The sequence below is a fragment of the Parasphingorhabdus marina DSM 22363 genome, from assembly GCF_900128895.1.
In the GTDB taxonomy this organism is placed as follows: domain Bacteria; phylum Pseudomonadota; class Alphaproteobacteria; order Sphingomonadales; family Sphingomonadaceae; genus Parasphingorhabdus; species Parasphingorhabdus marina.
The window spans coordinates 567,470-591,454 of the sequence record NZ_FSQW01000002.1; the positions used below are offsets into that span (position 1 = coordinate 567,470).

General features: G+C 56.0%; 22 protein-coding genes, 1 tRNA gene and 1 pseudogene. 16 read left to right on the plus strand and 8 right to left on the minus strand.

Features of this window, described 5'->3' with window-relative positions; translation table 11 throughout:
- Window positions 1-138: 138 nt before the first annotated feature.
- The 3 genes from BUQ90_RS12440 to lpdA are packed head-to-tail and all read left to right on the plus strand — an operon-like array spanning window position 139 to window position 3,171.
- Window positions 139-1,464, plus strand: coding sequence for a pyruvate dehydrogenase complex dihydrolipoamide acetyltransferase (locus BUQ90_RS12440; protein ID WP_074205502.1), 1,326 nt, complete (start codon window positions 139-141; stop codon window positions 1,462-1,464).
- Window positions 1,461-1,781 carry a hypothetical protein gene (locus BUQ90_RS12445; RefSeq protein WP_074205503.1) on the plus strand — a complete coding sequence of 107 codons (321 nt, stop codon included), beginning with the start codon at window positions 1,461-1,463 and terminating at the stop codon, window positions 1,779-1,781. Before BUQ90_RS12440 ends, BUQ90_RS12445 begins: the two co-directional genes overlap by 4 nt.
- Window positions 1,774-3,171 carry a dihydrolipoyl dehydrogenase gene (gene lpdA / locus BUQ90_RS12450; protein WP_074205504.1) on the plus strand — a complete coding sequence of 466 codons (1,398 nt, stop codon included), beginning with the start codon at window positions 1,774-1,776 and terminating at the stop codon, window positions 3,169-3,171. Before BUQ90_RS12445 ends, lpdA begins: the two co-directional genes overlap by 8 nt.
- Window positions 3,172-3,211: 40 nt before the next feature.
- Here the strand turns inward: lpdA and BUQ90_RS12455 are convergent, their stop codons facing one another.
- Window positions 3,212-3,865 (minus strand): PEPxxWA-CTERM sorting domain-containing protein, encoded by a 654-nt coding sequence (locus tag BUQ90_RS12455; RefSeq protein WP_074205505.1) that lies wholly within the window; start codon window positions 3,863-3,865, stop codon window positions 3,212-3,214.
- 245 nt (window positions 3,866-4,110) lie between these two features.
- Here BUQ90_RS12455 and BUQ90_RS12460 point away from each other — a divergent pair, with 245 nt between their 5' ends.
- From BUQ90_RS12460 to BUQ90_RS12470, 3 genes are all read left to right on the plus strand, one after another.
- On the plus strand, window positions 4,111-5,028 hold the full coding sequence (locus tag BUQ90_RS12460) for an aminotransferase class IV (protein ID WP_074205506.1): 918 nt from the start codon (window positions 4,111-4,113) through the stop codon (window positions 5,026-5,028).
- Window positions 5,025-5,771, plus strand: coding sequence for a sulfotransferase-like domain-containing protein (locus tag BUQ90_RS12465; protein WP_074205507.1), 747 nt, complete (start codon window positions 5,025-5,027; stop codon window positions 5,769-5,771). The genes BUQ90_RS12460 and BUQ90_RS12465 overlap by 4 nt, the downstream gene beginning before the upstream one ends.
- A 147-nt stretch (window positions 5,772-5,918) precedes the next feature.
- Window positions 5,919-6,260 (plus strand): hypothetical protein, encoded by a 342-nt coding sequence (locus BUQ90_RS12470; protein ID WP_074205508.1) that lies wholly within the window; start codon window positions 5,919-5,921, stop codon window positions 6,258-6,260.
- A 37-nt stretch (window positions 6,261-6,297) separates the two neighbouring features.
- Here BUQ90_RS12470 and BUQ90_RS12475 read toward each other — a convergent pair whose 3' ends face one another.
- On the minus strand, window positions 6,298-6,624 hold the full coding sequence (locus BUQ90_RS12475; RefSeq protein WP_159437103.1) for a PilZ domain-containing protein: 327 nt from the start codon (window positions 6,622-6,624) through the stop codon (window positions 6,298-6,300).
- A gap of 356 nt (window positions 6,625-6,980) precedes the next feature.
- Window positions 6,981-7,070: transfer RNA gene (locus BUQ90_RS12480), tRNA-Ser, on the minus strand.
- Window positions 7,071-7,255: 185 nt separating this feature from the next.
- Between BUQ90_RS12480 and BUQ90_RS12485 the strand changes: the two genes are divergently transcribed.
- The 10 genes from BUQ90_RS12485 to mazG are packed head-to-tail and all read left to right on the plus strand — an operon-like array spanning window position 7,256 to window position 16,835.
- Complete coding sequence (locus BUQ90_RS12485) at window positions 7,256-8,320, plus strand: lytic murein transglycosylase (RefSeq protein ID WP_074205510.1); 1,065 nt, start codon at window positions 7,256-7,258, stop codon at window positions 8,318-8,320.
- On the plus strand, window positions 8,304-9,350 hold the full coding sequence (locus BUQ90_RS12490; RefSeq protein ID WP_074205511.1) for a septal ring lytic transglycosylase RlpA family protein: 1,047 nt from the start codon (window positions 8,304-8,306) through the stop codon (window positions 9,348-9,350). Before BUQ90_RS12485 ends, BUQ90_RS12490 begins: the two co-directional genes overlap by 17 nt.
- Before the next feature lie 36 nt (window positions 9,351-9,386).
- Window positions 9,387-10,547: a D-alanyl-D-alanine carboxypeptidase family protein gene (locus BUQ90_RS12495; protein ID WP_074205512.1), complete on the plus strand. Its 1,161-nt coding sequence runs from the start codon at window positions 9,387-9,389 to the stop codon at window positions 10,545-10,547.
- Between the two features lie 14 nt (window positions 10,548-10,561).
- Window positions 10,562-11,194, plus strand: coding sequence for a dTMP kinase (gene tmk / locus BUQ90_RS12500; protein ID WP_074205513.1), 633 nt, complete (start codon window positions 10,562-10,564; stop codon window positions 11,192-11,194).
- A 4-nt stretch (window positions 11,195-11,198) separates the two neighbouring features.
- The gene (locus BUQ90_RS12505) at window positions 11,199-12,242 is read left to right on the plus strand and encodes an AAA family ATPase (RefSeq protein WP_074205514.1); all 1,044 of its coding nucleotides are present in this window, start codon (window positions 11,199-11,201) and stop codon (window positions 12,240-12,242) included.
- A 47-nt stretch (window positions 12,243-12,289) separates the two neighbouring features.
- Entirely contained in the window at window positions 12,290-13,864 is a 1,575-nt protein-coding gene (gene metG / locus BUQ90_RS12510) for a methionine--tRNA ligase (RefSeq protein ID WP_074205515.1), read from the plus strand.
- Window positions 13,865-13,869: 5 nt separating this feature from the next.
- Window positions 13,870-14,646, plus strand: coding sequence for a TatD family hydrolase (locus BUQ90_RS12515; protein ID WP_074205516.1), 777 nt, complete (start codon window positions 13,870-13,872; stop codon window positions 14,644-14,646).
- Window positions 14,643-15,407 carry an MBL fold metallo-hydrolase gene (locus BUQ90_RS12520; protein WP_074205517.1) on the plus strand — a complete coding sequence of 255 codons (765 nt, stop codon included), beginning with the start codon at window positions 14,643-14,645 and terminating at the stop codon, window positions 15,405-15,407. Before BUQ90_RS12515 ends, BUQ90_RS12520 begins: the two co-directional genes overlap by 4 nt.
- A 1-nt stretch (window position 15,408) precedes the next feature.
- The gene (locus BUQ90_RS12525) at window positions 15,409-16,017 is read left to right on the plus strand and encodes a retropepsin-like aspartic protease family protein (RefSeq protein ID WP_074206404.1); all 609 of its coding nucleotides are present in this window, start codon (window positions 15,409-15,411) and stop codon (window positions 16,015-16,017) included.
- A 59-nt stretch (window positions 16,018-16,076) separates the two neighbouring features.
- A complete protein-coding gene (gene mazG / locus BUQ90_RS12530) occupies window positions 16,077-16,835 on the plus strand; it encodes a nucleoside triphosphate pyrophosphohydrolase (RefSeq protein WP_074205518.1) in 759 nt (252 codons plus the stop codon).
- Here mazG and hflX read toward each other — a convergent pair whose 3' ends face one another.
- The 5 genes and pseudogenes from hflX to BUQ90_RS12555 all read right to left on the minus strand — a co-directional run bounded on the left by hflX (window position 16,836) and on the right by BUQ90_RS12555 (window position 23,985).
- Window positions 16,836-18,137: a GTPase HflX gene (hflX, locus tag BUQ90_RS12535; RefSeq protein WP_074205519.1), complete on the minus strand. Its 1,302-nt coding sequence runs from the start codon at window positions 18,135-18,137 to the stop codon at window positions 16,836-16,838. It lies immediately after the preceding gene.
- A 2-nt stretch (window positions 18,138-18,139) separates the two neighbouring features.
- A pseudogene (hfq, locus tag BUQ90_RS12540) lies at window positions 18,140-18,640 on the minus strand (RNA chaperone Hfq); the annotation flags it as partial.
- 121 nt (window positions 18,641-18,761) lie between these two features.
- On the minus strand, window positions 18,762-20,156 hold the full coding sequence (ntrX, locus tag BUQ90_RS12545; protein ID WP_074205521.1) for a nitrogen assimilation response regulator NtrX: 1,395 nt from the start codon (window positions 20,154-20,156) through the stop codon (window positions 18,762-18,764).
- 10 nt (window positions 20,157-20,166) lie between these two features.
- Complete coding sequence (locus BUQ90_RS12550) at window positions 20,167-22,470, minus strand: sensor histidine kinase (protein WP_074205522.1); 2,304 nt, start codon at window positions 22,468-22,470, stop codon at window positions 20,167-20,169.
- 96 nt (window positions 22,471-22,566) lie between these two features.
- Entirely contained in the window at window positions 22,567-23,985 is a 1,419-nt protein-coding gene (locus BUQ90_RS12555) for a sigma 54-interacting transcriptional regulator (RefSeq protein WP_074205523.1), read from the minus strand.

The window sequence follows — 23,985 nt, forward strand, 5'->3', positions numbered from 1 at the left end:
CGTTTGTCCGCGTATTTGTTTTACTAATGCCCTGCTTGCGATAAAAGCCTATGATATGCAAGATTTAGCCCGTTGCGCTTCGCGGCTGATTGCGTAACACGGGCTTCAACACTGATTCAGACGCAAAGGTCTTACTTCATGCCGATCAATCTCCAGATGCCAGCCCTGTCTCCCACAATGGAAGAGGGCACCTTAGCCAAATGGCTGGTCAAGGAAGGCGATGAAGTGGCATCCGGTGATCTGCTGGCGGAAATCGAAACCGACAAGGCGACCATGGAATTTGAAGCCGTCGATGAGGGCACGATTGCGAAAATCGTCGTCGCCGAGGGAACCGACAATGTCAAAGTCGGCGAAGTGATCGCGATTATTGCCGAAGATGGCGAAGATGCGGGAGAAGCGTACAGCGCGGATGCTGCGCCCGCACCGACACCGGCACCAGCCAAAGAGGGTCGCCGTCAGGTCGATGAGGGAGCCAATGCACTGGGCGAAGACAATCGCAAGGCCGAACCGGCTCCGGAACCCGCGCCAGCGCCGGCTCCGGCGGCCAAGGCGCCGCAATCCAGTTCCAATCGGGTGAAAGCGAGCCCGCTGGCCCGCAGGCTGGCGGAGCAGAAGGGCGTGGACCTCTCTGCCATAACCGGCACCGGGCCCAATGGCCGGATCATCAAGGCCGATATTGACGCGGCCGAGGGCGGAACCGCTCCCGTCAAGACCGCCGCGCCTGCTGCCACTGCCGCACCGGCGCCAGCACCGGCACCGGCAGGCGAGTTCGACATCCCGCATAGTGACGAAAAACTGTCCGGCATGCGCAAAACCATCGCCCGTCGGCTTTCGCAATCGATGCAGGAAGCGCCGCATATCTATCTTACCGTGGATTGCCAGCTCGACGCGCTGCTCGACCTGCGCAAGCAGCTTAACGAGAGCCTCGAGGCCCGCGGGGTCAAGCTGTCGGTCAATGACATGCTGATCAAGGCGCTGGCGATTGCGCTTGAGCAGGTACCCGATTGCAATGTCTCCTTCCTCGGCGACACGATGCGACGCTACACGCGGCAGGATATCTCGGTTGCAGTCAGCATTCCCGGCGGTCTGATCACCCCGGTGATCACTGATGCGACCAACAAGCCGCTCTCCAAAATCGCCACCGAAATGAAGGACCTTGCCGCCCGCGCACAGGAGGGCAAGCTGCAGATGCATGAATATCAGGGTGGTACTGCCAGCATCTCCAATATGGGCATGATGGGCATCAAGCAATTCACCGCCGTGATCAATCCGCCGCAATCGATGATTCTGGCCGTTGGCGCCGGCGAGAAGCGGCCGCATGTGGTCGATGGCGCGCTGACCACCGCGACAATGATGACAGTGACCGGCAGCTTTGATCACAGGGCAATTGATGGTGCGGATGGGGCGAAATTGCTGGCGGCGTTCAAGACCCTGGTGGAGAAACCGATGGGGATGCTGGCTTGAGTAGGCCAGTTAGCGTTGGACTTGGTGGCGATGGAGACGAATGCGATGCGATCGAAGCCATCGAGAAGGATTTTGGCGTGTCGCTGAATTACAACGACGCTTCTGAGTGGGCGACCGCAGGAAGCGTTTGGGAATCACTTCAGGCGACCGGTGCATCGTCAGTCAAATCTCCTGGTGCCTGGGACCGATTTCGTTCCATTCTATGTGATGAAACCGGTGTAGATTGGCGAAAAATAGAACCGGATAGCCCGCTGCTGGGATATCCATTGTCGGCAGAATTCAAATACTATTGGAAACGGATAACCAACAATGCCTAAATCCTACGACCTTATCGTTCTCGGTTCCGGACCCGGTGGCTATGTGGCGGCGATCCGTGCGTCCCAGCTCGGTCTGAAAACCGCGATTGTCGAGCGGGAAAATCTCGGCGGGATCTGTCTCAACTGGGGCTGTATTCCGACCAAGGCGATGCTGCGTTCGGCGGAGATTTTCCACAATATGAAACATGCCGCCGATTACGGGCTGGCGGCGGAGAAGATCAGTGCCGATCTCGATGCCGTTGTCAAACGCTCGCGCGGGGTGGCGAAGCAGCTTAACCAGGGCGTCACCGGGCTGATGAAGAAGAACAAGATCGATGTGGTCATGGGCGATGGCAAGATCACTGCGCCGGGCAAAATGACGGTGAAAACGGACAAAGGCGACGAAGAGCTGGAGGCGAAAGACATCATCATCGCGACTGGTGCCCGGGCCCGCGATCTGCCCTTTGCCAAGGCCGACGGCAAGCGCATCTGGACCTATCGCCACGCCATGACACCGCCGGAAATGCCGAAAAAGCTGTTGGTCATCGGATCCGGCGCGATCGGAATCGAATTTGCCAGCTTCTACAATGACATGGGCGCGGACGTGACGGTGGTGGAGATGCTCGACCGGATTGTCCCGGTAGAGGATGAGGAAGTCTCCAAATTCCTTGAAAAATCGCTGAAGAAGCAGGGCATGACGATCATGACCGGGGCCGGCGTGAAAAGCATCGATGCCGGGGCCAAGGGTGTGAAGGCGGAGATCGAGGATAGCAAAGGCAAGAAGGCCAGCCACGACTTCAGCCACGTCATCGTCGCTGTGGGAATTCAGCCCAATGTCGAGACCATCGGGCTGGACGAGCTCGGCATCGAACCGGACGAGCGCTTCCACATCAAGACCGACGCGAATTGCCGAACCAACATCGCTGGGATCTATGCGATCGGTGACTGCACCGGTGGCCCTTGGCTGGCGCACAAGGCCAGTCATGAAGGCGTGATCGCCGCCGAAACCATTGCCGGTGGCCATCCTCACGCCATGGATGTGAACAATATTCCCGGCTGCACCTATTGCCACCCGCAAATTGCCAGCGTTGGTCTGACCGAAGCGAAGGCCAAAGAGGCCGGACATGAGATCAAGGTCGGCAAATTCCCGTTTATCGGCAATGGCAAAGCGATTGCGTTGGGCGAAACCGAGGGCTTTATCAAGACCGTGTTCGACGCAAAAACCGGAGAATTACTGGGCGCACACATGATCGGCGCCGAAGTCACCGAGCTGATCCAGGGCTATACGGTCGGCAAAACGCTGGAAACGACCGAAGCCGAACTGATGAACACGGTCTTCCCGCATCCCACGCTCAGCGAGATGATGCATGAAAGTGTTCTCGATGCCTATGGCCGGGTCATGCATATCTGAGGGAAAGGCGAGGGGGCAAATCGCCCCCTGAGCCTAAATTTTAACCCACTCGCTGTGGTGCGAGTGCCCTGGACTGGCGGCGACGGTGGCGCAGGGCTCCTCCAACCAGAGCGAAACCCCCGATCATCATCATCCAGCTGCCCGGTTCCGGAACTGCTCCGGTCACGGCGAGATCCACATTTGCAACACCGAATTGCGTTCCGCCAAGATCCGGCGCGCCAAAGACGGTGGTCAGACCTCCGGCAGCGGCGTCGGTCAGGAACAGGTTGAGATCTGCGTCGAAGGTGAACAGGTCAATGGTACCCGGCATGCTGCCATTCATCGTCACCGTGGAACTCAGGACAGATGTTGCCGTATCGATGACGAAATCGCTGTAGGTCACCGACATGGCCCCGGCAGTAAAGGTCAGCCCGGACCCCTCATGCAGGATCACGGCATCTCCGGTCCCGTCATCCACGGTGCCGCCGGTTATGGCAAATGTCGCGACAGGCAAGGCCCCGCCTGTGTCGATCATCGCCGTGCCGAATGGCGTGAGCGTCAGCCCCAGCCCGGTCAGCGCATCAAATGCCGTCACTTCCACATCGGTCTGATTGCCGATGATCGTGGCAGCCTGCACTCCGGCCATTGGCAAAGTGCCAAGACCCAGAACCACCGCATATTTGAACGCAGTGGCAGATTGCATGATTTTTTGCATATTCTACTCCATGGTTAGAGCCCGGGAGCAGAGCGGGAGCTCTACCCGTACCGGACAGATAACCCCCTGGATTTGTGCGTGCGTCCACGCGTCCCCAGAAAACAGGGAAATGCGCACCTTTGTTGATAAATTCGCCCATTGGTGCGCAGTGCAGGGCAAAGCGACGTCCCGTCTGGCCTGTGCGGCCAGTTTGGCCTATGAATCAGGGACAAAAGAGAGAATCCACAGAGCAGGAATCGGGAACTATGGCCAAGGGCACCCATGACTATGCAGACGACCCCAGAAACCAGACAATCCTGATCAATGTGAACGGGGTCATGACCCCGCGCGCAGACGCGGTCATTTCGGTTTTTGATAGCGGTTTCATGCTCGGGGACGGGGTCTGGGAAGGCCTGCGCGTCCACAATGGCAAGATTGCCTTTCTCGCGGCGCATCTGGATCGGCTGTATGAAGGTGCCAAAGCCATTGCCATGGATATTGGTGTTTCCCGGGAGTCACTTACAGACAGACTCTACGAAACAATTGGAGCAAACGGGATGGATACTGAAGCCGGGGTCCACATCCGGCTGATGGTGACCCGGGGCATCCGATCCACCCCTTATCAGGATCCCAGGGTGGTCATCTCACCGGCAACTATTGTTATCATCCCGGAATATAAACAGGCCCTGCCGAGCACGGTCGAGAATGGCATTCGTCTGTTCACCGTGCATGTCCGCCGCGGTGATCCGGCGGTTCAGGACCAGAAGCTCAATTCGCACAGCAAGCTCAACTGCATCACAGCCTGTATCCAGGCGACGCAGGCCGGGGCAGATGAAGCGCTGATGCTCGATCCGCACGGTTTTGTCGCCACCTGCAACAGCACGCATTTTTTCATCGTCCGCAAGGGAGAGGTCTGGACGTCCTCCGGTGACTATTGCCTCGGCGGAATCACCCGGAGCAACGTTATCCAATTGTGCCGAGAAAATGATATTCCGGTTTTTGAAAAGAATTTCTCGCTCACCGATGTCTATGGCGCTGATGAAGCCTTTGTGACCGGGACGTTTGCCGGTGTGGTTCCCGCGACAGAAGTCGATGGCCGGGTGCTCACCAAGGGCAGAGGACCCATGGTTAAGCACTTGCAAAGCCTGTATAAATCCCTTCTGGAGAAGGACACGACGTCATGACGTCAGACGCTGATTCCGGGCCTGTTCGCATTGCGATGTGGTCCGGGCCCCGCAATATTTCGACCGCCATGATGCGCAGTTTTGGCAGCCGGCAGGACACATTTGTCACCGACGAGCCCTTTTATGGCGCATTTCTGCGGGATACCGGAGAACCGCAACCCATGGCGGAGCAGATTATCGCGGACATGGATTGCGACTGGCATTCCGTAACAAGCAGCCTGAAAGGCCCCGTGCCAGCTGAAAAGCCCATCTGGTATCAAAAACACATGCCGCACCAGATGACAGGCCCGATTTCCATTTCCGATTTTCCGGATCATCGCCATGCATTTCTGATCCGCGATCCGGTTCGCGTTGTCGGCAGCTATGCCGCCAAACGGGTAAAAGTGACGCCGGAGGACCTGGGCTATGAGCGGCAACTCCGCTATGTCGAAGAAATTGCGGAAAAGACCGGAAAACTGCCCTTTGTGGTCGACAGCGCCGCCATATTGCAAAATCCGGGAAAGGTTTTGAAGCAGCTATGCCAGGCCCTGGGCATTTCCTGGGATCCGGCGATGCTTGGCTGGACAGCCGGAGTGCGAGATACCGACGGAATCTGGGGATCGCACTGGTATAACCGTGTCGTCGAGACGACCGGATTTGGGCGCCCGCCGGGACCGCCACCGCAACTGGAAGAACGGGATCGAAAGGTGGCCGAGAATTGCCGTGATTACTATGACAAATTATTAGAATATTCTTTTATATAACTGTTTTTATATAATTCTATAAAGTTTTCGAGGAATTGTGTCTCGCAATTGCAAATTGTAAATTCAATTGACCCGGCATCCGGTAATCATTGAAGAATCTGCAACTTTCATGATAAGAATGATCATTATTGAACAGAGGATCTCATCATGTCAGCCATTTTCACAATTGCTCTCCTCAGTGCGACTTCGAGCGTCGCGGATGCCGATTCCATGCGCATGGCTTACAACAACTGCCTGGTGGATTTCACCATTGAACAGCTGGATGCCAAAACCAAGCGCAGTGTTTTTGCGAAATCCGCACGCGAGGCCTGCGCCTCACAGCGCGATGCCATGGCCGCTGCCATCAAAAAGGACGAACTGGAGTTTGGCAGCACCGAACAAGAGGCAACCGACTATGCAAATGAGGAAACCGAGAATGTGGTTTTCGCATTTATTGACGGATATGCTGATTATATGAGCTCAAATACGCGTCCGGTCAGAGAGGAATAGCGGCGAACAATATGCTTCTTGTCTGGTCAGCTGCCGATTAGCGCTGGTTCCGGAGCTTTTTGAGCAGAACTTCCATCACATGGGCTTCCAGTGGCCTGGCAAATTCACAGCCAAAGTCGCTGAAGCCTTCCCAGCGAACGTTAGCTGCAAGAATGGGCAGGCCTGGGAGGCGGATAAACACCGGTTTCGAGGGATCCACACCGGAAAGGCTGGTCATTTTGAAGCCGGTGGAAGAAAGATTGACCAACTGTGCCCGATGGATTTTGCCGCCGGACTGGTGGAGCAATATCTCCGCATCCACGTCCTCCCGAACACTCGCCCGGCAATCTTCATATCCGGTTTGTACATTTTGTTGTCCAAGCACAGTCTCAACCCCATATTCCGTTAACCACGATTGCAATAACGGATGAACCTTGTTGTTCTTAAGCTTTCGATGCGAAAACCTCTTTGGGAACGAACAACAATCTTATGGTTCACGCGAATCCGGTGCGGTCCACATCCCTGTCGCGGCCAAGGACAATAAGTTTGCCCTTTGCAAACAAGACGATTGTTCAGATACCGCCACTTTTTCGACCGCTAACAAGAACCATGCTGTTGCGAAACCACATGATTGCACTTGCCGGATAGTAACGTTGCCAGCTTTTTTGTGCCGCAATCGGCAACAGAAGCCGGCAAACAATATGCTTCTGGTCTGAAATAGTCGGATTTTCAGGGATATCCTGGCGGACAGGGTGGGATTCGAACCCACGGTGAGCTTGCACCCACGCCGGTTTTCAAGACCGGTGCATTCGACCACTCTGCCACCTGTCCGCGCTGGTCGGACGCCTCCTAGCGATCTCCCTCAAAAAGCGCAAAGATTTTATCGCCGGTGCACACGACTTTTGACCGGGCCAAAGCTGTTCGTCATTTCAGCCGAATTGTTTGTGCCGGGCGACGATTAGGGATTCCCCTGCAAGTCAGATTGTGCCAGAAGATTTGCGGAAGGAAACCTGTTCATGCGTCTCACCCTTGCAGCGGCCTGTTGTGCTTTGGCGTCACTTGCATTTCCCGTTTATGCACCGGTCAATCCGGCAATGGCGCAATCTGCTTCATCCGATGCCAATTCCCGGAATTCCGGATTTCGCGGTTACCTGAACCAGGTTGGTCGCAAGGCCGTGAGGGAAGGGGTCAGCCAGCGCACCGTCGAGCGGGTTTTGGCAGGCCTCACATACAATCCCCGTGTTATTACTCTGGATCAGTCACAGCCAGGCGGACGGCCGAACAGCGCGATACCGCCATTTGCACCTTATCAGCGCCGTCACATCACCGCTCAACGGATCGCCAACGGCAAAAAGGCTTATCGGCGGCTGGTTGGGAAGCTGGTGGATGTCGAACGCGAAACCGGCGTGCCGGGTCATATCATCATGTCGATTTACGGGAAGGAAACCAATTATGGTTCGTTCACCGGCAATTTTGATATCCCGCGTTCGCTGGCCACACTGGCCTATGAAGGACGGCGCAGGGCACTTTTTGAAGCAGAACTGATTGCTGTCCTCAAGATTATCGACAATGGTGTGCCGCAGTCTGCGCTGAAAGGCAGCTGGGCCGGAGCGATGGGCAAACCCCAGTTTCTGCCTTCCGTTTATCTTCGGCTGGCGAAAGACGGCAATGGCGATGGATATGCAGATATCTGGAATAGCGAATTTGATGCCGTGTCCTCGATCGCCAATTATTTCGTCAATGCCGGCTGGCGGCGCGGCGAACCCTGGGGGATCGCAGTGCGGGTTCCATCGACACTCAACCGGCAAGCCATCAGGAACAGAACGGTTGCTGCGCGATGTCCCCGGGTCCATGAGCGCCACAGCCAGTGGAAGACGATGGCAGAATGGCGCGCACTCGGGGTTGCGCCAGCAACGGCACGGCGTCTGGACAACAAAACGCTGGCGACGCTGCTGGAACCTGACGGGCCGGGGCGAACCGCCTATTTGCTCACCGGCAACTATCGGGTGATACTGGATTATAACTGTTCGAACTTTTACGGATTAGCAGTGGGGTTACTGGCGGATGAAATTCAATCTTAGGCTGTTGTGCGCGGTTTCGCTGACCGGTGCCCTGGCGGGCTGCGGTTCGTTTGACGGGGTAAATGACAATATGAGCCGGGGCCTTGAGCCCGCACCGGCTGCTCCTGCGGCCGCGGCATCCACCGGCATATCCGATTTTCCACAGAAGATCGGCGAACCCTATAAAGTCGGTGGCAAGACCTACACGCCCGAGGATGTCGCCAGCTATGACAATGTCGGATATGCCAGCTGGTATGGCGAAGAACTGGCAGGCAATCCGACGGCCAATGGCGAGAAATTCAACCCGAACGGGATATCTGCCGCGCACAAGACCCTGCCACTCCCCAGCTATGTCGAAGTCACCGCACTCGACACCGGTCGTACCATTCTGGTCCGCGTCAATGATCGCGGGCCGTTTACCAATGACCGGTTGATCGATCTTTCCTATGGTGCCGCGAGGCAACTGGGCATTGATCAGCAAGGCGTGGCTGGTGTGCGGGTCCGGAAAGTCAATCCCAACGAACAGGAACGAGCGGTCCTGCGCAATGGCGGCCAGGTGACAGAGCGCATTCCGACCCCCGATTCCCTGCTGACCATATTGCGGAAAAACCTCGCCAAACTGCCCCAACCGGCGGCTCCGGTGCGCCAGGCTACACGGAGCGCTGCGCCGGCGGGTGCGGTCAATACTAGCGGGGTCGGCGCGTCCTATGTGCCCCCAACGGGCAGGCCAACCGGTTCATCCCGTGCTTCCGGTGACCGTTTCATCATCGAAAACCAGACTGGAGCCACCCAATCGCGTTCCACCGCGCCAGCCCCTCGTGCGGTCAGCACAGCCAGCGGTTTCGTGGTACAAGTTGCGGCATTCAGTAGCCGCGCGCGTGCCAATACTCTGGCCAACAAGATCGGTGCAAAGGTCATGTCCGATGGAACTGGCAAAATCTGGCGGGTCCGCTATGGGCCCTATGCCACCGAACGCGCGGCAGAGCAGGGGCTCAACGAAGCCCGGCGCCGCGGCTATGGCGGCGCACGTATTCTTCGGGCCGGGAAATAGAAAACAGGTCTAACTGCAAAGGAAACCGGAAATCTGATGAACAAAAAGGCGTGGGCTTTTCTGCCCCTGATCATACTTCCCGCAACCAGTCTGGCCGCTCCCGCCTATGAGACCGACGCGCCCATTGCCTATATGACCGACCTGTCATCCGGTGCCGTGCTTTTCGAGAAAAATGCCGACCGGCAGATTCCGCCAGCTTCGATGGCCAAGATGATGACCGTCTATGTCGCCTTTGACCAAATCCAGCAGGGCAAGGTCGCGCTTGACAAAAAGGTCAAAATTCAGCGCGCCACCTGGCAAAAATGGCAAGGGCAGGGGTCCACCATGTTTCTCGCCGCCGACGACACGCCAACGATCAAGGACCTGCTGCACGGCGTCATCACCCTTTCGGGCAACGATGCGAGCGTTGTACTGGCGGAAACGCTGGGCGGGACCGAAGAGAATTTCGCACAGATCATGACCAAAACTGCGAAAAAGATCGGCATGTCCAACAGTCGTTTTGGCAACAGTACGGGCTGGCCGGATGAAGGCAAAACAATGGTTACGGCGCGGGATCTGGGGATCCTGGGAGCCAGACTGTCGAAAGATTTTCCGGACCTGTATGATGATTTCTTTGGTCTGTCCGAATTTACCTGGGGCAAGACCAATCAGGGCGATCCTATCACTCAGCCCAATCGCAACCCGCTGCTCGGCAAGATTGATGGCGCGGATGGGCTGAAAACCGGCCATACCGAGGAAGCCGGTTACGGGTTTACCGGTTCGGCCAGGCAAAATGGCCGACGCCTGGTCTCGGTGCTTGCCGGACTGGACAGCTATGGCGGCCGTATCGATGAGTCCGTGAAATTCATGAACTGGGGCTTCAATGCCTGGGAAACCCGTCCCTTGTTCAAGAAAGGCGACCGGATTCAGGCGGCAGAAGTGCAACTGGGCGATGCATCTGTTGTCAGCCTGGTGGCCCCCGCCGATCTGGCGGCAACCCTGCCCAAGGGTTCTGACGACGCCATCCGCATGAAAGTGCGCTATAATGGTCCGATCAAGGCACCAATCGCCGCGGGTCAGGAAATTGCTGTCCTTGAGGTGATCGCAGGGGATTCCCAGCCACAGACCATGGCCCTCGTCGCCGGTGAGGCCGTTGGAGAAGCGGGCTTTTTTGACCGCGTATGGGCTGGTCTCAAATCTCTCCTCGGTCTAGCCTGAAGGATGGACAAGGCATGACCGCCCCCGGACGTTTCATCAGCCTGGAAGGCGGCGAGGGAACTGGCAAGTCGACACAGGCCCGAGCCGTTGGCCAGGCTCTGGAATCACGCGGCCTGACCGTGCACCTCACCCGGGAACCGGGTGGTACCCCGGGTGCCGAAACAATCAGAGAGCTTCTCCTGACGGGGCATGACGAAAAATGGAACATGCGAACCGAGGCTCTGCTTTTCGCCGCCGCGCGCGCGGAACATTGCGATTCTCTGATCAGGCCTGCCCTCGAAAAGGGTGAATGGGTGATCAGTGACCGCTTCCTCGACAGCAGCAGGGCCTATCAAAGCGTCAGCGGCGAACTGACGGATGCTGATATCCTGGCGATCCACGATGTCGGAAGCAGAGGACTGCTGCCGGACCGGACGTTCGTGCTCGACATACCGGAGGAAGTGGCAAGCCGTCGCGCCCATGCCCGCGATCGTGGCGAGAGCGATCGCATTGGCGGTCGCGATTCCGGCTATCACCGGCAGGTTATGGAAAAATTCCGCCAATATGCCGCCGATGAACCCGGGCGGGTCCGGCTGATCGAGGCGTCAGGACTGCCCGAGGATGTGACCGCGTCCATCCTGGAAGATCTGAGCGATTTGCTGGGGTGATGTCATGACGTCATTTGCTCCGGATACCCTATTGGGACATGATCAGGCGAAACGGGTGTTCGCATCTGCTTTCGAAAAAGGCACGCTCCATCATGCATGGATACTTGCTGGCCCGAAAGGCCTGGGCAAGGCCGGTTTCGCGCGGCAGGCTGCGCAATTCCTGCTGGAATCGGATCGGCATTCACCGGCACCATCAAATCGCCTGGAAATTGATGCTGAAAGCCAGGCTGCGAGATTGCTCGCCGCAGGCTCACATCCCGATTTCCGGTTGCTGCAACGCGGAGGGAAGTCCGACAAGGAAGACAAAAAGGCGAGAGAAAGCGGCATTGAATCGCTCGAGGCACATGAACTGAAACGCAATATCTCGATCGACCAGGTGCGCAGTCTGCAATCGCTCTTCAACACTCAGGCTTCGATCGCCTCCCATCGCGTGGTGATCATTGATGCGATCGACGATCTTGAGCGGGGAGGGGCCAACGCCCTGCTCAAGAATCTTGAGGAACCGCCTCTAAAGACTGTATTTTTACTTGTCAGTCACACGCCGGAGCGATTGCTGCCGACGATCCGTTCCCGATGCCAGATTTTGCGGTTTGAACCGCTGGATGACGCACAGATGCGAGAAGTTCTCCAACAGCTGGCACCAGATCTGGACAATCCGGAAACCGAGGCTTTGATCCGCGCAGGGAAGGGGGCGCCGGGACGCGCCCTGCAATATGTCGATGCGGGTCTGGCTGAGCTGGAACAACTCGCCATGCAGATCCTTGAGAGTGGAGATCCGGACAACAGGATCAGAAATGATCTGGCCCGCAAACTGTCGCTCAAAGCCGCAACGGCACGATATCACGCCTTTCTGGACCTCGTTCCCGGACTGGTAGCGGACCATGTTCGATCGAACCGGGACTCTGACAGAATTCGGGCAATAGAAACATGGCAGGAAATCTGCGATCTGGCGGGTATGGCGGTTCCAAAGGCACTTGATAGTCAGGCCGTTATATTCCGCCTGGCCAGCATGATGGGATCGCTTGCCCTCCGGCGGGAGCCCGCATAAAGAAGGCCCTGAACGGCTGTTCGGAGCCGGATTCGAGAAAGAATTTCATGTCGCAACCCTATTATATCACAACAGCTATCAGCTATCCCAACGGACCACCCCATATCGGGCACGCTTATGAAGCCGTCGCCACCGATGCCCTGGCGCGTTTTCACCGGATGGCAGGCCGCGATGTGCGCTTCCAGACGGGAACTGACGAACATGGTCTGAAAATGGCGCAGGCAGCCGCGAAGAAAGGCGTACCGCCTCAGGTGCTGGCCGACGAAATGGCCGGCTATTTCATCGAAATGACCAAAAAACTGGACATATCGCATGATCGTTTCATCCGGACGTCAGAAACTGATCATCATGCAGCCAGCCAGGCGATCTGGTCAGCAATGGAAGCCAACGGTGACCTGTACCTCGACAAATATGAAGGCTGGTACTCGGTTCGCGACGAAGCCTATTATGATGAAAGCGAGCTGGTGACAGCCGAAGGCGAGGGGGGTGAGACGGAAAAACTGTCGCCTCAGGGCACGCCTGTTGAATGGACCGTCGAGGAAAGCTGGTTTTTCCGGCTGTCCAGATATCAGGAACCATTGCTCAAATTGTTTCGGGAAAACTCCGGATTTCTGAAACCGGACAGCCGTCGCAACGAAATGATCAGGTTCGTCGAAGGCGGTCTGAAGGATCTGTCGATTTCCCGTACAAGTTTCGACTGGGGGGTGAAAGTCCCCGGTGCAGAAAATCACGTCATGTATGTCTGGGTGGACGCACTGACAAATTATCTCACCGGTCTGGGTTATCCTGCAGAAACAGAGGATTATCCGAAATACTGGACCGCCGGTGGCGACATCACGCATATCATCGGCAAAGATATTGTCCGGTTTCACAGCGTGTACTGGCCGGCCTTTCTGATGAGCGCCGGATTGCCTCTGCCGAAACAGGTTTTTGGTCACGGGTTCCTGCTCAATCGCGGGGAAAAAATGTCGAAATCTGTCGGCAATGTCGTCGATCCCTTGAATCTGGCCGATAAATTCGGTGTGGATCAGCTTCGCTATTTCCTGTTGTCAGATGTGATTTTCGGCAAGGACGGCAGCTATTCGGCCGAAATGATCGTCACCCGGACCAATGCCGATCTGGCCAATAATTTCGGCAATCTGGCGCAGCGCAGCCTGTCGATGATTGCCAAAAACTGCGATGGAAAAATCCCCCAACCCGGCGAAGCCACAGAGGCAGAAAAGAGTCTTTTGAAGGATTTGCAGACGTGTTTTCACGCCGTGACAGAACTGCTGGCGAGCGATGAATTGCCTATTCACGCCGCCATTGACCTGATCCGGGAACGGCTGAGCGCTTCCAACCAGTATTTCGCCGATCAGGAGCCCTGGGCCTTGCGAAAAACCGACCCGGCGCGCGCGGATACGGTGCTCTACTACACGGCGGAGTCCATACGCCGGCTGGCCATATTGCTGCGCTGGGTTATTCCGGACAGTTGCGACAAGATGCTGGATGTCTTGAACCAGCCCAGGGACGCCAGGAATTTCGATCATCTGGAACAATTGCTGGAGCCCGGAACCGAAATTTCCAAACCCAGCCCGATATTTCCGCGCCTCGAGCTGCCGGCAGCCACCGAGGAGGCCTGATCCGCATGCTGGTCGATAGCCATTGCCATCTCAACTACAAGGGCCTGATCGAGGAGCAGGATGCTGTCCTTGCAAGGGCCCGGGAAAGCGGCGTAACCGCCATGCTCAACATTTCGACCCGGGAATCGGAATGGAGCGATATTGTTGCCACGGCCAATCGCGAAAAGGATGTCTGGTCCAGCATTGGCATTCATCCGCATGAGGCCGATTCCCATCCGGATGTCGATCTGGCGAAGCTCGTGAAACAGGCAGATCAGGAGCGGGTTGTTGCCATCGGAGAAACCGGGCTCGACTATTATTATGATCACAGCGACCGGGAACGCCAGAAACAGAGTTTCCGGACCCATATTCATGCCGCCCGCGAAACCGGATTGCCGATAATTGTGCACACGCGGGATGCCGAAGACGATACGGCTGCGATCATGGCCGAAGAGATGGAGCAGGGCGCCTATACCGGTGTCATCCACTGCTTCACGGCGAGTGAAAACTTTGCCCGGAAAGCCTTGAATATGGGGCTGTATATCTCGATTTCCGGAATCGTGACGTTCAAAAATGCCAAGGATCTGCAGGAAACCGCAGCAAACCTGCCCGGCGACAGGTTGCTAGTGGAAACAGATGCCCCGTTTCTCGCTCCGGTACCGCACCGGGGGAAAACCGGTGAACCGGCATTTGTCGCCGATACAGCACGTTTTCTGGCGGAACTCCGGGGTGAGGAATATTCCGAACTCTGCGATTCAACTTCCCGGAATTTCTACCGGCTTTTCAGCAAAGCCAAGCCGTGAGAGCAACCATACTCGGTTGCGGAACCTCTTCGGGCGTGCCGCGTATCGGTAATGACTGGGGTGATTGTAATCCCGAAGAACCCAAAAACAGACGCAGCCGGGTCTCGATTTTGGTGGAGTCGGAAACGACAAATATTCTGGTCGATACGTCACCGGATTTGCGCAACCAGTTACTGGCTTGTGAAATCACTACAGTCGACAATGTGATATGGACCCATGACCACGCGGATCATTGCCATGGCATTGATGACTTGCGGCAGATATTTCACAATCGGCGCGAACCGATCCCCGGTTATGCGCGCTCTTTTGCCCTGGACAGCCTGAAGACACGATTCTCCTATGTGTTCAAGGGTCACAGCTATTATCCCACGATTTGCGAAGCGCAGGTTCTGGAAGACACGCAGACCATCGGGGATATGACCGTAACCTGTGTTGACCAGCCACATGGCGGCATCACGTCCACCGGATTGCGTTTTGAGCATGGTGGCAAGTCTGTCTGCTATGCCACTGATTTCGGTGAAGTCAGCGATGAAATGCGTGATCTGTATCGCAATTGCGATCTGTTCATTGTCGATGCGTTGCGCGAAAAGCCGCATCCGACCCATGCCCATCTGCAGATGACGCTGGACCTGATCCAAGATGTTCAGCCAGGTTTCACGCTGCTCACACATATGGACAAATCGATGGACTATAATCGTCTCGCATCTATGCTGCCGGAAACCATTGCTCCGGCATATGACGGATGCATCCAAGAGATATGACATGACCGAAGATCAAAATATCAATCTGGTATTCGCCATAGGCGCCCTGGTCCTTGTCGCCAGCGCGCTGTTTTCCCGGCGAATTGGTCTGGGAGAAATGATCCGGTCGGCGCTGGCCTGGGTGGCCATATTTGCGGTCTTCATAGTTGCATTTACTTATCGTGATGAGCTGACCGGTGTGTGGTACCGGGTCACAGAAGAGCTCACCGGTGCCAGCAACCAGAATGTTGTCGGTACGACGCTGCGCATCCGCCAGTCGATGGACGGCCATTTCTGGGTGAATGCACAGGTGAACGATACGCCGGTACGTTTTCTGATCGACAGCGGCGCCACGACAACCGCTATGAATCTGAATACGGCGCGCGCAGCGGGTATTGAAATCAATGAAGGTGGCTTTCCGGCATATGTATCAACCGCCAACGGCACCGTCGAAGTACGCCGGGGCCGTATTCAGTCTCTGGATCTCGATCTCATGGCCGCTTCGGATTTTCCGGTTATCGTGGCGGAAGAATTTGGCGATACCAATGTGTTGGGAATGAACTTTCTGTCGGCAATGAAGAGCTGGCGGGTGGAGGGCAATGAGATGATCCTTGAACCTCCGGGCTCCTGATAGCGAATATAATTTAACATAATATATATTATCAACCTTAAATACCTGAGCCGATCTTCATGGAAAATACCCAAACAATAGCTCCCCTGCTGGAAATCATGCGACGATTGCGTGATCCGGAAGACGGCTGCGAATGGGACACAGTGCAGACTTTTGAAACCATCGCGCCATATACGATTGAGGAAGCCTATGAAGTCGCGGATGCGATTGAGCGCAAGGACATCGACGCACTGCGCGACGAACTGGGTGATCTCTTGCTGCAGGTTGTCTTTCACAGTCAGATCGCCAGTGATGACGATCATTTTACCTTTCAGGACGTTGTCGACGGCATATGCGACAAAATGACACGTCGGCATCCACACATATTTGGCGCCAGTGATACATCGCCTGGCTGGGAACAGATCAAGGCAGATGAACGGGCCGCCGATGGCAAGGCGAGGACGCTTGATGGCGTTGCTCTGGCCCTGCCCGCCTTGTTGCGTGCGCAAAAAATCCAGAAACGCGCGGCCAGGGTCGGTTTTGACTGGCCGGATATTGCTCCGGTCAAGGCCAAGCTGCTCGAAGAACTTGAAGAAGTTGAACAGGCGCAAAACGAGGAAGAGCTGCACGATGAGCTCGGAGACTTGTTGTTTGCCGCCGTCAATCTCGCCCGCCATCACAAGGTTGATGCCGAACAAGCCCTGCGAGATGCGACGGCGAAGTTTTCAACCCGTTTCAACAAGGTCGAAGAGACCGTTGAACAGGACATGAAAGACATGACAATCGATGAACTGGAAGAAGCCTGGCAACAGGTGAAGGCCTCTCTGCGGTCTGCCTGATCAGCTTTCCAGTTGTTTGAACCGGCCCCAGTTTCTTTTCGACATTTTCACCGCAAGAACCAGCGCCCCCTGCGCTTCTTCGGTTTCCAGCACCCGCCCATTTTCATGCAGCCAGGCCAGACGCTTGCCGTCTGACATGTCCAGAGTTACGGTTTCCACATCGTGGTTTAGCGAAAGATTCCGTGAAATCATCTGAACCAGTTGATCAACGCCCTCACCGGTTATGGCAGATATGGGACACACATGTTCAGGAATGTCATCAGGTATCTGAACAGAAAGAGGGTCTGCGTCATTGAGCAGATCGATCTTGTTCCAGGCTTCAATGATCTGGGCGCCCTCACCAGTTTCCAGATCCACCCCCAATTCCCGCAGGATATGCTCGACATCTTTCGCCTGATCATCGCTCGCGGCATGTGAGATATCGCGGACATGGACAATGATGTCTGCTGCAGTCACTTCTTCCAGTGTTGCCCGAAAAGCCGCCACCAGCTGGGTGGGAAGGTCTGACACAAATCCCACCGTATCAGAGAGAATGGCCTTGTCATAACCCGGCAGCGGAAATTCCCGCATTGTCGGATCAAGCGTCGCGAACAATAGGTCTTCGGCAAAAACCCCGGCACCGGTCAGGCGGTTGAACAGTGTCGACTTGCCGGCATTGGTATAACCCACGAGGGCAATGACTGGCCACGGAGCCTTCTGACGCCGCGAGCGATGGAGGGTCCGCGTTTTGCGCAAATGAGAAAGGTCTTTCCGCAACTTGGCCATGCGGTCACGGATCATCCGACGGTCGGACTCGATCTGGGTCTCGCCCGGACCACCCAGAAACCCGAAGCCACCGCGCTGCCTTTCGAGGTGGGTCCAGCTGCGTACCAGTCGGCCCGCCTGATAGTCGAGATGGGCCAGTTCAACCTGCAACCGACCTTCAGCCGTGGCTGCCCGCGCACCAAAAATTTCAAGGATCAGTCCCGTCCGGTCGATCACCTTGACCTTGAGCTCTTCCTCCAGATTGCGCTGCTGGATCGCGGTCAGCGTTCCATCGACGATCAATATTGTGGCGTCGTCCTGGGCAAGAATCGTCTTGATCTCGCGCACCTGACCAGACCCGAATAACGTTCCCGGCTTGGGTGCGCGAATGGTGAAGGCGCGGGTTGATGTCGCTTCCAGCCCGATAGCCAGTGCCAGACCCGCCGCCTCTTCCAGGCGATATTCCAGATGATTTCCGGATATCGCGCCCAGATCGGGATGAACGATCAGCGCGCGATCGGTGCTACCGTCCAGTCCGTCTTTTTCAAATGGGATCAAAGCTAACCGTCTTCACTGTTATTATAGTCGGCCAGATTGATCGGACCTCCGGGCTGCACGGTCGAAATCGCATGTTTGTAGACCAGCTGCGACATGCCTTCCCGCTCCAGCAATATGCAAAACAGGTCATATGCTGCGACCTCTCCCTGCAACATTACGCCGTTCACCAAAAACATGGTCACCGAGTCATTGCTGTCCCGCACTGCTGTCAAAAACACTTCCTGCAGTACACCGTTCCGCGCCCGGCTCTTGTCCATCAGTTCGGCAAAGGGCTGCATGTCGATGCTGTCCGACGGCATGACCGTCGAGATGGCATGTTTGTAAACCAGCTGAGACTGGCCATCCCGCCGCAACAGAACGGAAAAATTGTCGAACCAGGTCACGATGCCTTGCAGCTTCACACCCTTGACCAGAAACATGGTCACGGGTGTCTTGGATTTTCTCAGGGAGTTCAGGAACAGATCCTGCAGATTATTGGACTTGTCGGTCATTTTTGACATCCGCTTTTTGGCGGCATTTGCTGCCGCAGGTTATGTTTTTTGGTGACGACGGAAAGACTTCCGGGGGATCGTCACTGCGGATATATGGATTTCCGGCGATCGCTACAACCGCCTTTCACTGACTTTAACCCGACGCCTGATCCGCCTCCGCCTTTTTCCGGGTCGCGAGGCCCAGCATTTTGAGTTTCCGGTGCAGGGCTGATCGCTCCATTCCGATGAAATTGGCCGTCTTGGAAATATTTCCCGAGAACCGGCGAATCTGGACCTTGAGATACTCGCGCTCAAAGCTTTCCCGGGCTTCCCGCAGCGGCGATCCCATCAGCGACGCAACACCCTGATCCAGATCATCGCTGTGCCCCAGCACTTCTGCCGGCAACATTTCAATTTCGATCCGGCGGAAATTTTCCTTGGGCGCCAGAATGATCGTGCGTTCGATAACGTTCCGCAACTGCCGCACATTTCCGGGCCAGTCACAGGCCTGCAGAGCGGCCATTGCTTCAGCGGAAATTTCAGGCGGGTTCAGACGCTGGTCGGCCGCAAAGCGGGCGGAATAATGTTCGACAAGCGAAGGAATATCCTCCCGCCTCTGGTTTAAGGGTGGAAGTTCAACGGGAACAACATTCAAACGGTAGAACAGGTCCTCCCGGAACCGCTTTTCCTCGATTTCCTCTTCCAGATTACTGGAGGTCGCCGATACCACGCGCACGTCGACCTTTACCTTTTGATTGCCGCCCACTCGCGTGAAACTCTGTTCGGTCAAAACCCGGAGAATCTTGCCCTGGGTATCCAGCGGCATATCTGCGACTTCGTCGATAAACAGGGTGCCGCCATGGGCTTCTTCCAGCAACCCTGTCTTATCAACCTGGCCGCCTTTTTCGGTGCCGAAAAGTTCTTCTTCGACACTTTCCGGCGACAGCCGCGCAGCGCTGATGGTCACGAATGGGGCATTTGCCCGCGTGCTCCAGTTATGCATGAGCCGAGCCGCCACTTCCTTGCCTACGCCTGCCGGACCGGAAATCAGTAACCTGCTTCCGGTGCCGGCCACTCTTTTGAGTGTAGCCCGCACCGAATTCACAGCAGCAGAGTTACCGGTTAGCTCATCCGCCAGTCCGATCCGGGCTTTAAGAATTTCATTCTCCCGGCGGAGGCTTTCCGTTTCCGTAGCCCGGGCCACAAGGTGCATAAGGTGCTCGGCCTCAAACGGTTTTTCGATAAAGTCGACCGCGCCTTCGGATATGGCTGCCACCGCCGTGTCAATATTCCCGTGGCCGGAGATGACGATGACCGGCAGCTTCGGGTCCAGCTTTTTGATCTCGGTCAGCAGTTCCAGACCATCCAGGCGCGACCCTCTCAACCAGACATCAAGCAACACGAGCGAGGGTTTTCGCTCATTTACTGCTGCCAGGGCTGAATCACTGTCCGCCGCCGTGCGGGTTTCATAGCCGTCATCTTCGAGCACGCCGGAAATCAATTCCCGAATATCGGGTTCATCGTCTACAATCAAAATATCCAAAGCCATGTGGCGACCTCTACTTTCGCTGATCTTCTACATTTTGTGCCAGATCACTTCCGGCACCTACTTCCTGTCCGACAATGCCCCCTTCCAGTGTCGGGTTCTGCCCCAGCCTCTCCAGTTTCGCGGGATTGAAGATGATGGTCACGCGCGTGCCGCCATCCGGTGCATCGGCAAATGCAATCTCCCCGAAATGTTCTTCAATAATTTTTTTGACAATGGCCAGGCCAAGCCCGGTCCCCTTTTCACGGGTGGTCATGTATGGTTCTACGATCCGTTCCCGATCTGCCGGCAATCCGATTCCGTTGTCGTCCAGCTGAATGACAATATGCTCGTCATCGGCAGAAACAGTGAGGCACACACGCCCTTGGGGCTGCTCCCCGTTTGCCTCGAACTGCTCCATCTTCTGCCCAATCGCTTCCACGGCATTCTTGGTGACATTTGTGAATGCCTGACCCAATTGCCGGCGGTCGCATACCAGCGGGATTTCCGCTTCGTCTGACCTGAACTCAAAATTGATGTCCGGGTTGGAAACATCCTGAAGAAACAGGGCCTGTTTGAGAATATCCACGAGGTTCTCGGCGCGGAATGTCGGTTTCGGCATCCGCGCGAATGAAGAAAACTCGTCAACAATTTTTCGCAGATCCCCAACCTGCCGGACGATCGTACCGGTCAACTGGGTGAAGACGGCATTGCCGTCATCGATATTTTTGCCAAAGCGGCGTTGCAAACGCTCTGCTGCAAGCTGGATCGGAGTCAGGGGATTCTTGATCTCATGCGCAATACGGCGGGCGACGTCGGACCAGGCGGCCCTGCGCTGGTCCAGAAGCTGCTGCGTGATGTCCTCGAAAGTGATCACATGCCCGGCTGAGCCAGCGACGATCTTGACTTCCAGCGTCTTGACCTCTCCCCCGGAAGAAAACTGGATGATCGTGTTTTCCACGCCTTCTGCCACCAGTTCGGCAAATTCCGGCGCTACCTCTGCTATCGGCTGATCCAGCAGTTCATCACCCTTTTGTGCCAGCAGCGCCTGGGCCCGGGAATTGGTCAGCCGAATCTGTCCGGCTGTATTGAGGCTCATGATCCCGGCAGTGACGGATTCGAGTACAGTCTCGATAAACGCCCGGCGACTTCCCAGCTGATCATTGGCAGTCAGCAACGCTGTTGTCTGGGTTTCCAGACGTTCGGTCATGCGATTGAACGCCCGGCCCAAAGTTCCGATTTCATCTTTCTCGACCGGTGTTGGCACCCGCGTGGCGAGATTCCCTTCCGTGACCCGTTTCGCTGCGTGAACCAGTTCGCTCACCGGACGAACCATCCGGTCTGCTACAGCCAGCGCGATCCAGAGAGCCAGACCGACAATCAGCAACGAGACAACAAATAACGCAATGTTGAATTGCAGCTGCAAACTGCGCGAACGGACAAACAGATCGTCATAATCCTTGAGAACCGCCTGAGCCCGTTCCCATTGGCTCAACGCGTCCATGTCCGTGTCACGTGCTGCATAGAGAAATATCCGGGATTCCAGATCCAGGGCCGTTACCGCTTCAATCTTGTTGTCGCGCGCCGTCACGACATAGGTTTCCCCGGCAGCCAGCTTTTCAATGACTTCCGGGGTAATTTTGTTGCTGGTTTCACGGTTATCCGGATCCACCGCTGCAGCCGTTCGAGCGACGCCGTCATCGCCATATTCGACTATGGCAGATTCATTCAGCTTTCTCGACAGGACCTGAAAAACATAACCTTCGGCAAATTCCGGACTCTCCAGACGCGCCTGGCGCAGATAGTCGCGCAAGTCATTGGCCATCGTAATGGTTTCTTCGCCGACATCTCGCTGGTTTTCCTCATAATAGCCCTGGGCCAGACCATTGGCATTTTCCAGCATCCCTCGCGCTCGGTCGGAGAACCAGAACTCGACTCCATATTGGAACAGAAACGATGCAAAAATCACAACCAGCAACATGGGAATACTGGCGACAAGCGAGAACAGGGCCACCAGACGCACATGCAGGCGACCGTTGCTGCCAATAGCGGATTTCGCCGCCCTCCCCTTTGCAATGCGCCGACCCAGCAGCACCAGCAACACTATCGCGGGCACCAGATTGGCGACAAGCAAGGATGCCGCGAGCGGAGGAGAAATCAGTTCGGAGCGGTCAGACTGGGCGCTGAGCAGGAAATAGGTTCCTACCAGCATGCTGGCGAATACAAACAGGACAAACCACTCGACCCGTTTCATCAGCGCATCATTTTCCGCGAGTATGGACAGCCGTCTGATCCAGACCGGAGCACGTTTGCCTGAAGGGGGATGAGGCGCGTTCATTGTGTTCTCAATACAACAGTTTCGTTGTAAAAAAAGCACATTTTTGACATTTATGTCACGATTGAACGGAGTCCAGCGGCGGTCTGTCTCTCTTGCTTACCTCGCTCGCGCGGGATCAATGTCATATTCGGTCAGTTTTTTCCGCAACGTATTGCGATTAATCCCCAGGATCCTGGCGGCCTTTATCTGGTTTCCGCCCGCCTGATTCAGAGTTTCTTCGAGCAGGGGTCGTTCAAATTTTTCCAGAGCCTTTCCGTAGATGGCGGCGGGGTCGTCCTGATCCCCGATCAGATCCGCGACAATCGACTTGACCTGATGCTCAAAATCTTCCGCGGCCTGGATACGCTGTTCGTCGTTCTGCTGGGATTTCAGAATGGGCCGGATAACGGAATCGGACAACTCTTCTTCCCGCGCGGTGACTACAGCCCGGTAGATCACATTCTTCAGCTCTCGCACATTGCCGCGCCAGCTATGCCGGGACAATGTTGCCATCGCTTTGTCCGAAAGAGATTTGCGCGGTAATCCTTCCGATATTGCAAGATTCAAAAAATGCACAGCCAGCGCGGGGATGTCGCTCGCCCTTTCGCGCAAGGGCGGGAGGTCAATCGGCACAACATTGATCCGGTAATAGAGATCTTCCCGGAACTTGCCGTCGGCAATAAGCTGCTCGAAATTCTGGTTGGTGGCAGCGATAATGCGGACATCGAGTTTGACCAGCCCCTTGCCCCCTACACGGCTGATTTCCCCCGACTGCAATGCCCGCAGCAACCGGGTCTGAGCATGCATCGGCATGTCACCGATCTCATCGAGGAACAAAGTGCCTCCCCTCGCCTGCTCGAACTTGCCGGCCGCGCTGGCCACGGCGCCGGTGAATGCACCCTTTTCATGCCCGAACAACTCCGCTTCAATGAGATCGGTCGGAATAGCCGCCATGTTCACGGCCACGAACGGTCCGGATTTCCTGTGCCCAAGGCTGTGAATGGCTTCAGCCACCAGTTCCTTGCCGGTTCCGGACTCGCCCAGGATCAGGACGGAGAGGTCGTTGCGCAGGAGCCGCGCAATCATCCGGTAGACTTCCTGCATGGGAGCGCTACGCCCGACGAGCGGCAAACTGTCGTCATCAATGCTTTCGACCGGCAGGTCGGCCACGCGCGGCTTCACCGCCTGCCGCACAACTTCCACCAGTTCATCTAGGTCAAAAGGTTTGGGAAAATATTCAAATGCGCCCGTTTCGGACGCGCGAACAGCTGTATTCAGCGTATTTTGGGCAGATATCACAATAACTGGCAAGTCAGCATCCTGGGCGCGCACGGCATCCAGCGTGGAAATACCGTCTGCTTCACCCAGTCCGACATCGGTGATCAGCACATCATATTTGTTGCCTGACAACAGATTGTCCCGGTCGGCTACTGTCCTGCAGCTGTCCACCGTCATGCCTTCGGCTTTCAGAGCCGTCGAAATGATATGACTGACAGAACTGTCGTCTTCGACCAGAAGTACCGATTGTTTTCTCAT

Coding starts and splice junctions, on each gene's coding strand:
- BUQ90_RS12440 (WP_074205502.1), top strand. CDS start 139: ATGCCGATCAATCTCCAGATGCCAGCCCTGTCTCCCACAATGGAAGAG.
- lpdA (WP_074205504.1), top strand. CDS start 1,774: ATGCCTAAATCCTACGACCTTATCGTTCTCGGTTCCGGACCCGGTGGC.
- BUQ90_RS12455 (WP_074205505.1), bottom strand. CDS start 3,865: ATGCAAAAAATCATGCAATCTGCCACTGCGTTCAAATATGCGGTGGTT.
- BUQ90_RS12460 (WP_074205506.1), top strand. CDS start 4,111: ATGGCCAAGGGCACCCATGACTATGCAGACGACCCCAGAAACCAGACA.
- BUQ90_RS12465 (WP_074205507.1), top strand. CDS start 5,025: ATGACGTCAGACGCTGATTCCGGGCCTGTTCGCATTGCGATGTGGTCC.
- BUQ90_RS12470 (WP_074205508.1), top strand. CDS start 5,919: ATGTCAGCCATTTTCACAATTGCTCTCCTCAGTGCGACTTCGAGCGTC.
- BUQ90_RS12485 (WP_074205510.1), top strand. CDS start 7,256: ATGCGTCTCACCCTTGCAGCGGCCTGTTGTGCTTTGGCGTCACTTGCA.
- BUQ90_RS12490 (WP_074205511.1), top strand. CDS start 8,304: ATGAAATTCAATCTTAGGCTGTTGTGCGCGGTTTCGCTGACCGGTGCC.
- BUQ90_RS12495 (WP_074205512.1), top strand. CDS start 9,387: ATGAACAAAAAGGCGTGGGCTTTTCTGCCCCTGATCATACTTCCCGCA.
- tmk (WP_074205513.1), top strand. CDS start 10,562: ATGACCGCCCCCGGACGTTTCATCAGCCTGGAAGGCGGCGAGGGAACT.
- BUQ90_RS12505 (WP_074205514.1), top strand. CDS start 11,199: ATGACGTCATTTGCTCCGGATACCCTATTGGGACATGATCAGGCGAAA.
- metG (WP_074205515.1), top strand. CDS start 12,290: ATGTCGCAACCCTATTATATCACAACAGCTATCAGCTATCCCAACGGA.
- BUQ90_RS12515 (WP_074205516.1), top strand. CDS start 13,870: ATGCTGGTCGATAGCCATTGCCATCTCAACTACAAGGGCCTGATCGAG.
- BUQ90_RS12525 (WP_074206404.1), top strand. CDS start 15,409: ATGACCGAAGATCAAAATATCAATCTGGTATTCGCCATAGGCGCCCTG.
- mazG (WP_074205518.1), top strand. CDS start 16,077: ATGGAAAATACCCAAACAATAGCTCCCCTGCTGGAAATCATGCGACGA.
- ntrX (WP_074205521.1), bottom strand. CDS start 20,156: ATGGCTTTGGATATTTTGATTGTAGACGATGAACCCGATATTCGGGAA.
- BUQ90_RS12550 (WP_074205522.1), bottom strand. CDS start 22,470: ATGAACGCGCCTCATCCCCCTTCAGGCAAACGTGCTCCGGTCTGGATC.
- BUQ90_RS12555 (WP_074205523.1), bottom strand. CDS start 23,985: ATGAGAAAACAATCGGTACTTCTGGTCGAAGACGACAGTTCTGTCAGT.